This is a genomic window from Actinomadura luteofluorescens, from assembly GCF_013409365.1.
Classification (GTDB): Bacteria; Actinomycetota; Actinomycetes; order Streptosporangiales; family Streptosporangiaceae; genus Spirillospora; species Spirillospora luteofluorescens.
On record NZ_JACCBA010000001.1, the window covers coordinates 6275916 to 6289339 of the forward strand.

13 protein-coding genes are annotated in these 13424 nt (G+C 72.1%); 9 read left to right on the forward strand and 4 right to left on the reverse strand.

Going from position 1 to position 13424, the window contains the following annotated elements:
• The first annotated feature begins 45 nt into the window (after positions 1 to 45).
• The 3 genes from BJY14_RS29295 to BJY14_RS29305 all read left to right on the forward strand — a co-directional run bounded on the left by BJY14_RS29295 (position 46) and on the right by BJY14_RS29305 (position 2519).
• Positions 46 to 618, forward strand: a complete 573-nt coding sequence (locus BJY14_RS29295; protein WP_179846552.1) for a helix-turn-helix domain-containing protein — start codon at positions 46 to 48, stop codon at positions 616 to 618.
• An 85-nt stretch (positions 619 to 703) separates the two neighbouring features.
• Complete coding sequence (locus tag BJY14_RS29300; protein WP_179846553.1) at positions 704 to 1924, forward strand: MFS transporter; 1221 nt, start codon at positions 704 to 706, stop codon at positions 1922 to 1924.
• Positions 1925 to 2153: 229 nt separating this feature from the next.
• Positions 2154 to 2519 (forward strand): hypothetical protein, encoded by a 366-nt coding sequence (locus tag BJY14_RS29305; protein WP_179846554.1) that lies wholly within the window; start codon positions 2154 to 2156, stop codon positions 2517 to 2519.
• 148 nt (positions 2520 to 2667) lie between these two features.
• On the opposite strand, the gene ddaH is transcribed toward BJY14_RS29305, so the two are convergent.
• Together ddaH and BJY14_RS29315 are read right to left on the reverse strand one after the other, a co-directional pair.
• Positions 2668 to 3507: a dimethylargininase gene (gene ddaH / locus BJY14_RS29310; protein WP_179846555.1), complete on the reverse strand. Its 840-nt coding sequence runs from the start codon at positions 3505 to 3507 to the stop codon at positions 2668 to 2670.
• 123 nt (positions 3508 to 3630) lie between these two features.
• On the reverse strand, positions 3631 to 4134 hold the full coding sequence (locus BJY14_RS29315) for an ATP-binding protein (RefSeq protein ID WP_179846556.1): 504 nt from the start codon (positions 4132 to 4134) through the stop codon (positions 3631 to 3633).
• A gap of 137 nt (positions 4135 to 4271) precedes the next feature.
• Here BJY14_RS29315 and BJY14_RS29320 point away from each other — a divergent pair, with 137 nt between their 5' ends.
• From BJY14_RS29320 to BJY14_RS29335, 4 genes are all read left to right on the forward strand, one after another.
• Positions 4272 to 5570 carry an XRE family transcriptional regulator gene (locus BJY14_RS29320; RefSeq protein WP_246396152.1) on the forward strand — a complete coding sequence of 433 codons (1299 nt, stop codon included), beginning with the start codon at positions 4272 to 4274 and terminating at the stop codon, positions 5568 to 5570.
• Positions 5571 to 5769: 199 nt separating this feature from the next.
• Complete coding sequence (locus BJY14_RS29325) at positions 5770 to 6489, forward strand: shikimate kinase (RefSeq protein ID WP_179846557.1); 720 nt, start codon at positions 5770 to 5772, stop codon at positions 6487 to 6489.
• A 12-nt stretch (positions 6490 to 6501) separates the two neighbouring features.
• Positions 6502 to 7503: a hypothetical protein gene (locus tag BJY14_RS29330; RefSeq protein ID WP_179846558.1), complete on the forward strand. Its 1002-nt coding sequence runs from the start codon at positions 6502 to 6504 to the stop codon at positions 7501 to 7503.
• A gap of 203 nt (positions 7504 to 7706) precedes the next feature.
• On the forward strand, positions 7707 to 7913 hold the full coding sequence (locus BJY14_RS29335; protein ID WP_179846559.1) for a hypothetical protein: 207 nt from the start codon (positions 7707 to 7709) through the stop codon (positions 7911 to 7913).
• Between the two features lie 113 nt (positions 7914 to 8026).
• Here the strand turns inward: BJY14_RS29335 and BJY14_RS29340 are convergent, their stop codons facing one another.
• Positions 8027 to 9175 carry a methyltransferase domain-containing protein gene (locus tag BJY14_RS29340; protein ID WP_179846560.1) on the reverse strand — a complete coding sequence of 383 codons (1149 nt, stop codon included), beginning with the start codon at positions 9173 to 9175 and terminating at the stop codon, positions 8027 to 8029.
• A gap of 210 nt (positions 9176 to 9385) precedes the next feature.
• Positions 9386 to 10918, reverse strand: coding sequence for a PucR family transcriptional regulator (locus BJY14_RS29345; RefSeq protein WP_179846561.1), 1533 nt, complete (start codon positions 10916 to 10918; stop codon positions 9386 to 9388).
• Between the two features lie 134 nt (positions 10919 to 11052).
• On the opposite strand from BJY14_RS29345, the gene BJY14_RS29350 reads away from it, so the two are divergent.
• Positions 11053 to 12291, forward strand: a complete 1239-nt coding sequence (locus BJY14_RS29350) for an NAD(P)/FAD-dependent oxidoreductase (protein ID WP_179846562.1) — start codon at positions 11053 to 11055, stop codon at positions 12289 to 12291.
• 113 nt (positions 12292 to 12404) lie between these two features.
• Complete coding sequence (locus tag BJY14_RS29355) at positions 12405 to 13394, forward strand: DUF2637 domain-containing protein (RefSeq protein WP_179846563.1); 990 nt, start codon at positions 12405 to 12407, stop codon at positions 13392 to 13394.
• Positions 13395 to 13424: the final 30 nt, after the last annotated feature.

The following is a 13424-nucleotide window of genomic DNA, read 5'->3' on the forward strand; positions in this document are numbered from 1 at the left end:
CCTTCCGGATTTGACAAACCTCTTTGCCGATCCTGCAATGAGGGCATGGAGACGACCGAGGAGGTCCTGGCCGGGGTCGGGCCGAGGCTCCGCAGGCTGCGGCAGGAGCGGAACGTCACGCTCACCGCGCTCGCGGAGGCCACCGGCATCTCGGTCAGCACGCTGTCGCGGCTGGAGTCGGGCAAGCGGCGGCCGAGCCTGGAACTGCTGCTCCCGCTCGCCCAGGCCCACCAGGTCCCGCTGGACGAGCTGGTCGGCGCCCCGGCCGTCGGCGACCCGCGGATCAGGCCGCGGCCGCTGCGGATGCACGACATGGTCGTGCTGCCGCTGACCCGGCGGCCCGGCGGCGTCCAGGCGTTCAAGATGGTCGTGCCCGAGCGGATCCCGCCGCCCGAGCCGCGCACCCACGGGGGCTACGAGTGGCTCTACGTGCTGAACGGGCGCCTGCGCCTGCACCTCGCCGGCCGCGAGATGGTGCTGGAGCCGGGGGAGGCGGCCGAGTTCGACACCCGGCTCCCGCACTGGTTCGGCGGCGCGGGCGGGCCGGTCGAGGTGCTCAGCCTGTTCGGCCCGCAGGGTGAGCGAATGCACCTGCGCGCTAAGCCCCGCCGGTCATGACGCCCACGGGCGTGACATACATTGGGTGAACGTGCAGACCGCCCAAACTCCCCAGAAAACCCCTGCCCGTCAGAAGCCCGCCCCCATGGCGTGGGTGCTGTGGAGCGTCGGCGTCCTCGCCTACGCCGTGGCGGTACTGCACCGGACGTCCTTCGGCGTCGCCGGCCTGGACGCGGTGCACCGGTTCGACGCGTCCGCCGGGATCCTCGCGTCCTTCACCGTCCTGCAACTGCTCGTGTACGCGGGCCTGCAGATCCCCGTCGGACTCCTGCTCGACCGCGTCGGCCCGCGCTGGATGGTCGCCGGCGGCGCGCTGCTCATGGCCGGCGGCCAGGCGCTCATGGCCGTCTCCACCGGCGTCGGGACGGCCGTCGCCGCCCGCGTGATGGTCGGCGCCGGAGACGCCATGACGTTCATCAGCGTCCTCGGCATCGTCGCGACCTGGTTCCCGGGACGCTACGTCCCGGTCGTGACGCAGCTCACCGGGCAGCTCGGACAGCTCGGCCAGGTGCTCAGCGCGATCCCCCTGGTCGCCCTCCTGCACGGCCCCGGCTGGGGCACCGCGTTCGGCTCCGCCGCAGCGCTCGGCGCCCTCATGGCAGTGCTCGCCGTCGCCGTCCTGCGCGGCGGCCCCGGCCGCGCGGACGTCCCGTCCCTGCGCGAGACCGGCACCAACCTCGTCGAGGCGTTCCGCCACCCCGGCACGCGCCTCGGCTTCTGGTCGCACTTCGTCACGCAGTTCTCGTCCAACACCTTCGCGCTGATGTGGGGCTTCCCGTACCTGGTGTCCGGGCAGGGCCTGCGCCCCGCGACCGCCTCGACCCTGCTGACGCTGTTCGTGCTGGTCAACGTCGTGTCCGGCCCGTTCATCGGACGTCTCGTCGCCCGCTACCCGCTGCGCCGCTCCTGGCTCGTCCTCGGCATCGTCGCCCTCAACGCGACGGCGTGGGCGGCCGTCCTCGCCGTGCCGCCTCCCGCGCCGCCCTGGCTGCTGGTCCTGCTCGTGCTGTGCGTCGCGCCCGGCAGCCCCGGCTCGATGATCGGCTTCGACTACGCCCGGACGTTCAACCCGCCCGGACGGCAGGGCACCGCCACCGGCATCGTCAACATCGGCGGCTTCGTCGCCTCGCTCGTCACGATCCTGCTGATCGGATTCGTCCTGGACGCCCTGTCACCCGGGGGCGAGTTCACCCCTGGAGCGTTCCGGGCGGCCTGGACCGTCCAGATCGGCATCTGGGCGATCGGCGTGGCAGGCGTCCTCCGCACCCGCACCCTCGCCCGGCGCCGCCTCGCCCTCGCCGACTAGGAGGGCGAATCGTTGATTCGTCAGCCACTGGCATGGTCACGCCATGAGCTTGTCTCGGTGCTCAGAGTAGTCGGATCGTGGGAGCGAAAGCCAACGCCCCGCGTCACGACCGCTCGGAGACAGGAGACGACCCTTGAGGAAGACAGTCAGCGTTCTGGCCGTCGCTTTGGCCACGACCTCTGCGGCGGTGGTGCCTGCCGCGGCATCCCGCACACCGTCGGCTCCGGCCGTGCCTCAGCAGGCGTCCCCCGCCGACTGCGCCGGCTGGTGGAAGCCCGGTGCGGCCTTCGATTTCGCCCCGCTGTGGTACAGAGTGGGGGAACGCAGCGCTCGCCGGGTGCAGTTGCGCGTCGGCAGGATCAACGGCATCCAGCACGGCTGGGCGCACATCGGCCGTGAGACCAAGCGGGGGGACGCCGTCTGGCTGGACGTCACCCGAGGCGGCGGCCGGTGGCTGCAGTGCGGCCCGTTCGTGGTCGGCGCCGACGGCCAGGAGGTCTCCACCCCGGCCGCCCGCACGGAGAAGAACTCACCCCTGCGGTTCCGCGCCTGCTCGCGAACCGATGACCGGTCGGAGTGCACCGCCTGGTGGTGACCGGACCCCGTGCTGAACAGCCGCCGGGCCGGGCGGCCCTGGTCGACAGGGCCGCCCGGCCCGGCGCATCGTCGTCGCAGGCGAGCGCTCTGTCGCTCCATCCATCGGGAGGAAGCGCCTGACGCTCAGGAGCGCAGCTCCCCGCCGGTCAGGAGCGGAGTTCCAGGGTGCAGCACTTCGGGCCGCCGCCCGCCTTGCGCAGCTCCGACAGGTCGACCGGCAGCGGCTCGTACCCGTGCACCCGCAGCGTGTTGATCAGCCCGAGCGCCTCGGCGTTGATGACGACGTTGCGCCCGTCGCATACGGCGTTGAGCCCGAGCACCGCCGCGTCCGCCTCGTCCGCGAGGACCGCGTCCGGGAACAGCCGCTCCAGCACCGCCCGGCTCCCGGGGGAGAACGCGCCGGGGAAGTACGCCACGTTGTCGCCGCCGAGGGGGAACAGCGCCGTGTCCAGGTGGTAGAAGCGCGGGTCGACGAGCCGCAGCGTCACCACCGGGCGGCCGAGGAACTCCTGCGCCTCCTGGTGTGCGGCGATCTCCGTCCGGAACCCCGTCCCGGCCAGGATGACGTGGTCGAGCGTGAGGAAGTCGCCCTCGCCCTCGTTCGTGTGCTGCGGCTCCAGCAGCTCGGAGAACCCGTTTGCCAGCATCCACTTCGCGTAGGCGGGCCCTTCGGCGTACCGCTCCGGATGCGTGAACTTCGCCCCGTACACACGCCCGCCGACCACCAGCGCCCCGTTGGCCGCGAACACCATGTCGGGCAACCCCTCGATGGGGTCGATGAGGCTCACCTCGTGCCCGAGCGCGACGTACGCCGCCCGCAGCTCCTCCCACTGCGCCACGGCCTTCGCCGCCTCGGCACCGGCCACCGGGTCCATCCACGGGTTGATCGCGTAGGTGACGGCGAAGTGGTCCGGACGGCACATCAGGTAGTGCCGCCGCAGCGCGGTCCGGACGGCGGTCGGCTCCATCGCCGGCATGACGGTCATGGATGTCTCCAGGGACAGAAGAGGAACAGGCTCAGCGAAAGCCTAAGAACCCCGGGCCTGCAATCCAATGCGTCAATCTTGCTCTGACCTGGCATTTCGTTGCGTGTTTTCGTCTCGTGGAGGCTATTCGTTGCGCGCCTTCGCGGCTTCGTCTCGGCCCGGGACCGCCGATCCCCGGCGCTCCAGGACCTGCGCCCACCACACCGTCTTGCCGCCCCCCGGCCCCGGATGCCAGCCCCACCGATCGGCGGACGCGGCGACGATGGCCATGCCCCGATGCCCCTCGTCGGTGTCGGACGCCGCCACGACCCGAGGCAGACCCGGCTCCGGATCGGTCACGTCCACGCGCAGCAGCCCGTCCATCACCCGCACCCGGACCTTGACCACCCCGCCGGCCCGCAGATCGTCCCGCACATGCCGCACGGCGTTCGTCACGGCCTCGGACGTCAGCAGCACCGCCACATCGATGTCGGTCTCGGCGACGCCCCACCCGCCCAACACGTCCCGCACCGCCCGCCGGGCCGCCCCCGGCGACCGCTCCTCCAACTTCCACACGTACGTCCGCGCCACCCGGCTCGCCCGCGTGACGCCGCCCCGCCGCAGCAGTGCGCTTCTCAGCCCGTCCATCGCCTCCACCTCCGGTCTCTCGCGGGCCGCGCATGGCCCCGCATAACTCAGTGAAACCGTGCGCGCACGGAACGAGAAAGGCGACAATGGGGCTGTAGGAGGGACACAAGTCCCCTGGTCGAAGGGTGCCCGCCCGAATGACTGATCAGCCGCGCCCGCAATGGGCGGTACGCCTGGAAACCGAACGCCGCGCCCGCGGCTGGGGCCCGTTCAAGGCCGCCCGCCGCCTCTACGCCGCCGCCGGAATCGACCACCCCGACACGAGCCAGGTCAAGAACCTCTCCCGGCAGATCAACCGCCACGAGAAGGGCGAGGTCTTCCCGGCCGACTGGGGCTCCGCCTACGCCACCGCGTTCGGTCTGGAGGAGAAGGACCTCTTCGGCCATGAATCCCCCGACACCCCGGCGGGTACCAAAGAGCCGAGCGCCACTCCCGACGATGGGACCGACGACGTGAAACGCCGCGCAGCACTCCAGTTACTCGCCGCCCTGGGCGCCGGAACAGCGATCCCGCCGGGCACCATCGAAGAAATCCTCGCGGACATCGACCGCGCGACCGGTCACGGCCCGAACGTGGACGAATGGGAACGGGCTGTGCACGACTACGGACAGCGGCTCGTGCTCCGGCCACCCGGAGCATTGGTCGGTGACCTGACGGCCGACATCATCACTGTGGGACGGCAACTGAAACGAACGCACGACCCCCACATACGGGTCGGGCTTCTGCGGGTCAGCGCGAGCCTGTCCGGCCTGCTGGCGATCGGCTTGGGCGACGCCGGTGAACAACGTTCCGCCCGTGTCTCTTGGGCCACCGCACGCCGCGCCGCGGACGCGTCCGGCGATCGCGATCTCCGCGTATGGACCCGCGGCCGGGCGGCGCAAGACGCCTTCTGGAGCCCAGGTTCGGACGAATTCGTGTCCGACCTGGTGAACGAGGCCGTCCAGATCGCTGATGGCGTCCCCTCTCCCGGCCTGGCCCGCGCCTACGCCGCGCGTTCCTACCTGGCCGCAGACCGAGGAGACCAGCGCACCGCCCTCGCCTCGCTGAACAAGGTGAAGGAAACAGCTGGTCGACTGCCCGACGGAGCCCAGACCGCTCTGGCATTCCGCGAGAGCCAACTCCGCTGGACGGAGTCATACGTACTGACCCGTACCGGCGATTCTCGGGCAGCTGTCGTCCTGGAGCGGGCGATATCTCTCTACCCGCCCGGCTCCCTCGTTCCGCGCAAAAACCTCGTGCTGATGCAAGCCGAAGCTCTCGTCCGCAGGCGAGAAATCGCAGAGGGCTTGCAGCAGGCGATAAAGACACTCCACGACCACCCTGACTTCGTGGCCGCCGGCACCCTCCCTCTGGGAGTCCGCGTGCTGGACGCTCTCCCCGAGCGGGCGCGTGTCCTACCGGCGGCGCGAGAACTGCGTGCGCTGACCGCCACCTGAGCGACCGCATTTCCAGGACGTCGCTCGTTGTGGGGCGATACGCCGATGTCGTCCCAGTCCACACGCGTTGCTGGTTTATCCAGGTCAGCGACCTGTCCATTGCGTGGGCGCCGTGTGCCAGGTGAAGATTTCGCGGGCGGCCCACGGTATAAAGATTCGGCTGATCGACGGCAGGACGAAGGCAACCGGGGGCGGCCCTATGCGGCGCAACCGCAGCGCGCGGGTGCGGCAAGACAACGGCGGCGACGAGTCGCGCAGCGCTCACGGCGGTGCTTCGCTCACCGGGGTGCGGGAGCGGTTGGGGCACGTCTTCTGGATCGGCGGCGGTAGCGGGAGTGGTAAGTCCACCATCGCCAGGAGGCTCGCCGACCGGCATGGGATGCGCCTGTTCGACACGGACGCGGCCATGCCCGGCCATGCACGCCGCATGCCGCCGAGGCAGTCGCCCTACCTGCGCGAGTTCGCGGCCATGACCATGGATCAGCGATGGGTGGACCGGAGTCCCCGCGCGATGCTCGACAACTTCCACTGGTACCGGGGGGAGGGGTTCGAGCTGATCGTCGAGGATCTTCTGGGGCTTCCCGCCGACCAGCCTGTGGTGGTCGAGGGCTTCCGGCTGCTGCCCGGCCTCGTCCTGCCGCTTCTGGCAAGGGAGAGCCAGGCGGTGTGGCTGCTGCCCACGCCCGAGTTCCGCAAGGCGGTGTTCGACGCCCGCGGCGGTCGCGAATGGGGATTCATCGCCAAGACCGGCGACCCGGAGCGAGCCCTTCAGAACGTCCTGGAGCGCGACGCGATGTTCACCGACCGGCTCACCGAACAGACCCGCCACCTGGGCCTGCACGTGCTGGAGGTGGATTCCTCGGTCACTGAGGAAAACCTGGTGCGGCGGGTGTCCGCGCTGTTCGGCCTGGATGACTAGAGGATTTGCGGGATGGCAGAGCCGACATCGCCCCCTCCACGGATCGGGACTCCCCGGTGGGACCGGGAACTCGCGGGCATCGGGCTGAACCGGCTCTCTGTCGACACCGATGTGGGTCTCGCGCTGGAGTTCGCGGACGTCCACGCCGAGTTCGACCCGCACGCGCTGGATTTCGGAACGGATGCCGAGGCTGCCGCGATCTGGGTCCTGCTGCACCAGAGATTCCCGTCCTACGGGATCCTGATGTACCTGCGAATGTGCTGGTCAAACGGTGACCACGTCCTCCAGGACTGGATCGTGCGCCAGTTCGCCGCGATGCTGGTGCACGGTCCAGGCCCCGTGGCGGAGTCGGCCGAGTACGGGCTCTGGGTCGACTACTTCGAATCGTCCGAGGCGGCGCAGGTCTTCACGGCGCTGACCCTCCAGATGCCGCGATCCCACTGGGACCGTCTGATCAGCGGCGCGGGCCCGGTGCCCTGGGAAGCCAAGCACCACGTGTTCCAGGAGGCGGCCGAGGACCCGGCGCTGCATCCCGCGCTCGCCAAGGGCCTCGCGGGTTCCTTCTACGACGTGTACGGCCAGGTGGACGCCGTGGAAGCGGCAGCGCTCGTCGAGCGGATCACGGTGGCGGATGAGGACCTGCTGGAGGCCCTGACCGAGGCCGTCACGCAGCCGCTGCGGCTGCGGACGGGATCGGCCGTGATCGTGGACGAGTCCGATCCGGGCTGGCCGCACGAGGGGAGCTTCCTGCTCCGTGCGGTGGTGCGCAGCCCGCGGAGCCGGTGGGTGGGGCGATCCGAACTGGTGGCCGACGGTCAGATGTACGGCCGGCTGGTGCACTGGGACTTCCCGTTCGACGCCGCGAAGATCGTGCACCGGACCGTGCACGCCCCAGAGCCGGAGGGACGGATCGTGCTTTTCCGGGTCGAGGGGCCCGTTGAGCACGCCGAGTCGTTGGTGAACCGGGACGTCGAGGCATGGCCGCCCGGCCTGAGAGAACACCTCACCCCCTGACCCCCGCGAAACTCGTGCGGCGCCCCGTCGCGGCGCCGACCCGGGGTGATCTTTGGCACAGGTGAAGCCCGTGACCTGGTGTTCTGCGGTGCTCCATCAGGCCGGAGTCCTCATCAGACTGCGGCTCGGGTGTTTCGGCGAACGGTAGCGGCTGCGGCCGATGAGAGCCGCACCAGAGGAACAACGAAAAGAGGAACCCAGATATGTCTGGTAACCAGAGCGCCGCCCAGAACGCGCACATCGCGGCGGAGGCCACGTCCGACACCGCGCACGCCGACCTGGCCACCACGGCCAAGGCGCTCGCGCAGGGTCAGGCCACCCCGGAGCAGTACGACGCGGCGCGCGACAACGCGGCCGACGCCACGCAGGGCGTCCACCAGGCCAACAGCCAGCTGCCCTACCAGGGCTGACGGCTTCTGATCAACAGCCCGGACCAAGGGCTGCGCACCATCCGGCCGGTTCCCACGCCCTCGCGGCGTGGGACCGGCTCTCTTCGTCCGGAGCGGCACGTCCGCAGTCGCGGTCATCGCCTGATGCGGTGCTCCTCGGCGTCCAGCCAGATGTGCTGGCCCTCCGGGCGGACGGTCAGGCCCCACCGGTCTGCGGCGGGACGATCCAGCGCATCCCACCAGTGGAAGGCCGCTTCCACCTCGTCCCACAGGCCGCGGTCGCCCGATTGGCGGACGGGGAACCTCTCCGCGCCGGGCTCGTGGTCCACGGCGGCCCATGACCCTGACCACGGATCGATCAGCCACACCGTGTACGCCCCGCCATCGTGGTGGGTGACGACCGGTTTGCAGCGCGGTACCTTGAGGCCGATCGCCAGCGAGGCGTCGTACTCGCCGAGCACCTGGTAGGGGTGCAGGCGTGTGAACGCCTGCCGCGCGCCTGCGGTGCCGCGCATGTCGTCGTCCAGCGAAGCCCGCTTGCCGCGCTGGGCTCGCAGGCGCATGAACGACACGTTCCCCACGATCCGGCCGCGCATGGAGCCATCCCCCGATACCGCGAACGACACGAGCGCGCCGTTGTGGAAGTCGGTCGCCCATGGCGTCAGGACCTGGCCGCCGGGCCGGGTCTGCTCCGCCCATGCGTAGGGCACCCGAGCGGCCGCGGCTGTTGCGATCACCCGGTCGAACGGCGCATCCGGCGGGTGTCCCAGTGCGCCGTCTCCGGGCACCACGTTGACCTTGTAGCCGGCCTCCCGCAGGGCGTGCCGGGCGTAGTCGGCCACCTTCGGATCCACCTCGACCGAGGTCACCCGGTCGGGTCCGAGGCGTTCGGCCAGGAGCGCGGCGTTCCAGCCGGTGCCGGTGCCGATCTCCAGGACCGACATGCCCGGTTCGACGTGCAGGGCCGCCAGCATCTGGGCGACCACGTCCGGGCGGCTGGCCGAGCTGGTGATCTCGTGGCCGACCCGACCGGGCAGGGCCGGAACACCGTCGTCCACCTGCGTGACCACGAAGTCGTTGCGGTAGCACAACTCCATCCACGCGGCCTCGTCATCGCCCCGGTCCACCGGCACCAGCGGCCCACCGTCCTGCACCCACACCGTGTCAGGGATGAACCAGTGCCGCGCGACCTTTTCGAAGGCCGCGCGCCACTCCGGAGTCAGATCGCCCGAACCGACCAGTTCGGAGACGAGCCGGGCCGAGTGCTTCGCGAGGTCGGCCACTACTTGCCCTTCTCATGCTTACCGCCACCGGGCGGGTTCCCGCGGTCCGGCGGCGGGATCGGCTTGTCCCACCTGCCATCGCCTTCCTTCTTCTCGTCGTGCTTGCCCACCGCGAACTCCTTCCATGGCTGACCGCTGCTCTTCCTCATCGAAGCCGAGCGGTCACGCCGTCGGCGAGCTGGCGATGGGGACACGGTGCTGACGCGCGGGCTAGGGCCGGGGCTCCAGAGCGGTGAGTTGGAGGCGGAGGGCTAGGCGCTTTTGGGGGGTTGAGAGGTCTACCGCGGTCACCTCGTTCATGCGGCGTAGGCGGTGGCGGAGGGTGTTGGGGTGGACGGCCAAGGCCTGGGCGGCTCCCTTGGGGTCGCCGTAGTGGTCCAGCCAGGCGGCGAGGGTCGGGAGGTAGGACGTTCCGTGTTTCTCGTCGTGGGCGCGTAGGGCGGGGAGGGGGCCGCCCAGCGGGTCGGTGCCGACTGCCTTGCGGGCGCGTTCGACGACCACGGCGTCCCAGGCGTCCTCCAGGAGGACGGTGCCGGGGGCGAGGCCGCCGGACTCGACGAGGGACGCGAGTTCGGACGCTTCGGTGCGGGAGCGGAGCAGGTCGGCGGGGGAGTGGGCGGGGCCGCCCGCCGCCGCGTACAGGGTGCGGTCGTGGGCGCGGGCGCGGGTGAGGACGTGGCGCAGCCAGGGCATCGTTCCGGACTCGGCGGTGTCGCGTCCCGGTTCCGCCAGGACCGCGAAGATCGTGCCGGAGAGGTCGGTGAGGAGGGGGCGGTGCCAGCCGTAGCGGCGGGTGATCGCGTCCCAGAGGTCGAGGCGCCGGCGGACGTCCTCGGTCCCGGCCTGGCTCCCGAGCGCGACCACGCGCCAGGGCGGCGGAGCCGGGACGGGCTGGGAGCCGTCCTGGAGGGCGGCGCGCACCTGGTCCGCCGTGAGGCGGCGCGCGACTCCGGCCTCGGCCCGGAGGCGGAGCAGGTGCAGGGCCAGGACGGACGCCAGTTCGGCCAGGCGCCGGACGCGGTCGGGGGAGATCGCCGTGCGCGCCACGACCCAGATCGAGCCGAGCCACTCGCCGCCGGCGCGGACGGGGATGACGAGGCGGGGCAGCATGCCGTCCGGGCCGGCGGGGACGAGGACCGGGTCGCTCGACCGGGCCAGCTTGCGGAACACCCCGGAGGCGCGCAGATGGGCGATGACCTGCGGTGGGACGCGGCGGCCGACGATCGTGGAGACGCGGGCCGGGTCGGTGCTGTCCTGGCGGCCGGAGTAGGCGAGGACGCGGGAGCGCGCGTCCTCCAGCGTCACCGGGGCGTCGGCGATCTCGGCGGCCGTGTCGGCCAGGGCGAACAGGTCGTCCTGCGGGCCGGACGGTCCGGGGAGCGGGGCGTGGGCGCGGTCGACGGCGCCGCGCACCAGCCAGATGACGTGCGTCCAGGACGCGTCCCGCTGGAGTTCGACGAGCGCCGGTCCGAGGCGGCGCGCGGCGGCGGTCACCTCGGCGGCGCCGGCGAGGGGCGACTTGAACACGACGCCGCTCGCCCCCGCCGCACCGGCGCGTTCCAGGAGCGCGACGGCGGCGGCCGGGTCCGCCACCCCGGCGCCGAGGACGATCTCTCCCGGCTGCCCGGCGGCCTCGCCGGGTTCGGCCAGGACGACGTCGTGCACCTGCGCGTCGCGGCCGGGCGCGACCAGGCGCAGCAGGCCCGGGCCCAGCGCGTCGACCAGGCCGCTCACGCTGATCATGCGTTCTCCCCTCTCGCTTCCCATTGTGCGCTTCGCATCATGGTGGACCTCTCGATTGTCCGAACACGACAGGGGTTTCGGCTCGCGGACGCATCACCATCGAAGTGACCCGTTTCACGAGGAGAGGAGAGGCCATGGCGCGCCGAGTCGCCGTCGTGGGTGCCGGCATGGTCGGTCTGTCCACCGCATGGTTCCTGCAGGAGCACGGCGACGACGTCACCGTGTTCGACCGGCGGGACGTCGCGGCCGGGGCGTCCTGGGGCAACGCCGGGTGGCTGACCCCCGGCCTGGCGACCCCGCTGCCCGAACCGGCCGTCCTCTCCTACGGCGTGCGCGCGGTGCTCAGCCCGTCGTCGCCGGTCTACGTCCCGCCGAGCGCGAACCCGCGGCTGCTGCGATTCCTCGCGGGGTTCGCCCGCAACAGCACGGCGGCGCGGTGGCGGCGCGCGATGGAGGCGCTGGTGCCGATCAACGGGCGGGCGCTGCCGAGCTTCGACGCGCTGCTGGACGGCGGCGTCCGCGCGGAGACCAGCGAGGCCGGGTCGTTCCTCGCCGCCTACCGGACGCGGGAGGAGCGGCGCGTCCTGCTGGAGGAGATCGAGCACATCCGCGCGGCCGGCCAGGAGCTGGAGTACGAGGTGCTGACCGGCGACGAGGCGCGCCGGGTGGAGCCCGCCCTGTCCGGGGAGATCGGCGCGGCGATCCTGCTGCGCGGGCAGCGCTTCATCAACCCGGGCGTGTTCGTGCACGCCCTCGCGGACTCGGTCCGCGACCGCGGCGGCAAGATCCGCGCGGGCGCGGACGTGACGGACGTCCGGGACGAGCCGGGCGGGGTGGCGGTCCGCACGGGCGGCAGCGACTTCGAGACGTTCGACGCGGTGGTCCTCGCGAGCGGCGTGTGGCTCGGCGGCCTCGCCCGGCGGTTCGGGGTCGGCGCGCTCGTCCAGGCGGGCCGCGGGTACAGCTTCAGCGTGCCGATGGAGCGCGTCCCCGACGGTCCGGTGTACTTCCCCGCGCAGCGGGTCGCCTGCACGCCGCTCGGCGACCGGCTCCGCGTCGCCGGGATGATGGAGTTCCGCCGCCCCGAGGCGCCGCTCGACCCGCGCCGGATCCGGGCGATCGTCGAGGCCGCGCGCCCGCTGCTGCGCGGCGCCGACCTCGACGCCCGGCGGGACGAGTGGGTCGGGTCGCGGCCCTGCACCCGCGACGGCCTGCCGCTGATCGGCGCCACCCGGTCGCCGCGGGTGTTCGCCGCGGGCGGCCACGGCATGTGGGGCATCACGCTCGGCCCGGCCACCGGAAGCCTCCTCGCGGAGATGATCGCCATCGGGCGCCGTCCGGGCGAGCTGGACCCGTTCGACCCGCTCCGCTGACCCGCCCCCGCCAGCCTGCGGCTTCTGGGTGGTTATGGCGCTTTCGTCCGGACGGGCGGTCGCGAGGCGCTACCGTCTCGGGGTGATCCGGACCCCGTGACGGAGGAGCGCCGATGGACGAGCAGCGCGCGGCCGCCGTGCCGCTGACCCGGGCCCAGCGGGTCCTGGCCGGGGTCGGCGGCCTGTTCTTCGCCGGCCTCGCCGGGCTCGGCGGCTACGGGTCGTTCGCCTCCGTCCGGGACGTGGCCGAGCCCTGGTTCGGCGGCCAGGCGTGGATCGTCCCGGCGGGCGTCGACCTCGGCATCCTCGCGCTGGTGTCGGTCGCGCTGCTGCTGGAGTGGCTGGCCATGCCGATGCCGGCGCTGCGCTGGACGGCGTTCGCCTTCACCGCCGCCACCGTCTGGCTGAACGTCTCGGCCGCGCACGGCGACCCGACCGGCATGGTGATGCACGCCGCGATGCCGGTGCTGTTCATCACGTTCATCGAGGCCGTCCGGCACGCCATCCGCCGCCGCGCCGGGATCGCCGCCGGGACCGTCCGCGAAGGCGTCCCCCTGGCCCGCTGGCTGCTCGCCCCGTTCTCGACGTTCCGGCTGTGGCGCCGCATGGTGCTGTGGCAGATCACCTCCTACCGGCACGCCCTGACCGCCGAGCAGCGCCGCCGCCATGCCCTGGCCCTCCTGGACGACCACTACGGCCGCAGGTGGAGGAGCAGGGCCCCCGCCGACGTCGTCTGGATGCTCACCGACGGCGTCATGCTCGACCAGGCCCTCGCCCGCGTCACCGAGCTGACCGCGCCGAAGCCGGAGCCCGTGGACGAGCCTCCGCCCGCGACGGCGCCCGCCCCGAGGAAGCCGGCCCAGAAGGCGCCGCCTCAGAAGGCCGCGCCTCAGAAGGCCCCGCCCGAGCCGCCGCAGGAAGCCCCCTCCCGGAAGGCCCCGCGCGGCGTGGCCACCGACAACGAGGCCCGCGCCCTCGCCATCCTCGACGCCGAGCCCGGCATCACCGGCGCGGAACTGGCCCGCCGCCTCGACATCAGCTCCCGCCAGGGCCAGCGCCTCCTCAGCCGCCTCAACCGGCCTGCGCCGACGCATTCGTCCTGAGCCGTCACCTTTCCTCCGGCCGCTCCGTCA

Excerpts from the sequence above, each read along its gene's own strand:
- BJY14_RS29295 (WP_179846552.1), top strand. The coding sequence starts at position 46 with ATGGAGACGACCGAGGAGGTCCTGGCCGGGGTCGGGCCGAGGCTCCGC.
- BJY14_RS29300 (WP_179846553.1), top strand. The coding sequence starts at position 704 with ATGGCGTGGGTGCTGTGGAGCGTCGGCGTCCTCGCCTACGCCGTGGCG.
- ddaH (WP_179846555.1), bottom strand. The coding sequence starts at position 3,507 with ATGACCGTCATGCCGGCGATGGAGCCGACCGCCGTCCGGACCGCGCTG.
- BJY14_RS29315 (WP_179846556.1), bottom strand. The coding sequence starts at position 4,134 with ATGGACGGGCTGAGAAGCGCACTGCTGCGGCGGGGCGGCGTCACGCGG.
- BJY14_RS29320 (WP_246396152.1), top strand. The coding sequence starts at position 4,272 with ATGACTGATCAGCCGCGCCCGCAATGGGCGGTACGCCTGGAAACCGAA.
- BJY14_RS29325 (WP_179846557.1), top strand. The coding sequence starts at position 5,770 with ATGCGGCGCAACCGCAGCGCGCGGGTGCGGCAAGACAACGGCGGCGAC.
- BJY14_RS29330 (WP_179846558.1), top strand. The coding sequence starts at position 6,502 with ATGGCAGAGCCGACATCGCCCCCTCCACGGATCGGGACTCCCCGGTGG.
- BJY14_RS29335 (WP_179846559.1), top strand. The coding sequence starts at position 7,707 with ATGTCTGGTAACCAGAGCGCCGCCCAGAACGCGCACATCGCGGCGGAG.
- BJY14_RS29345 (WP_179846561.1), bottom strand. The coding sequence starts at position 10,918 with ATGATCAGCGTGAGCGGCCTGGTCGACGCGCTGGGCCCGGGCCTGCTG.
- BJY14_RS29350 (WP_179846562.1), top strand. The coding sequence starts at position 11,053 with ATGGCGCGCCGAGTCGCCGTCGTGGGTGCCGGCATGGTCGGTCTGTCC.
- BJY14_RS29355 (WP_179846563.1), top strand. The coding sequence starts at position 12,405 with ATGGACGAGCAGCGCGCGGCCGCCGTGCCGCTGACCCGGGCCCAGCGG.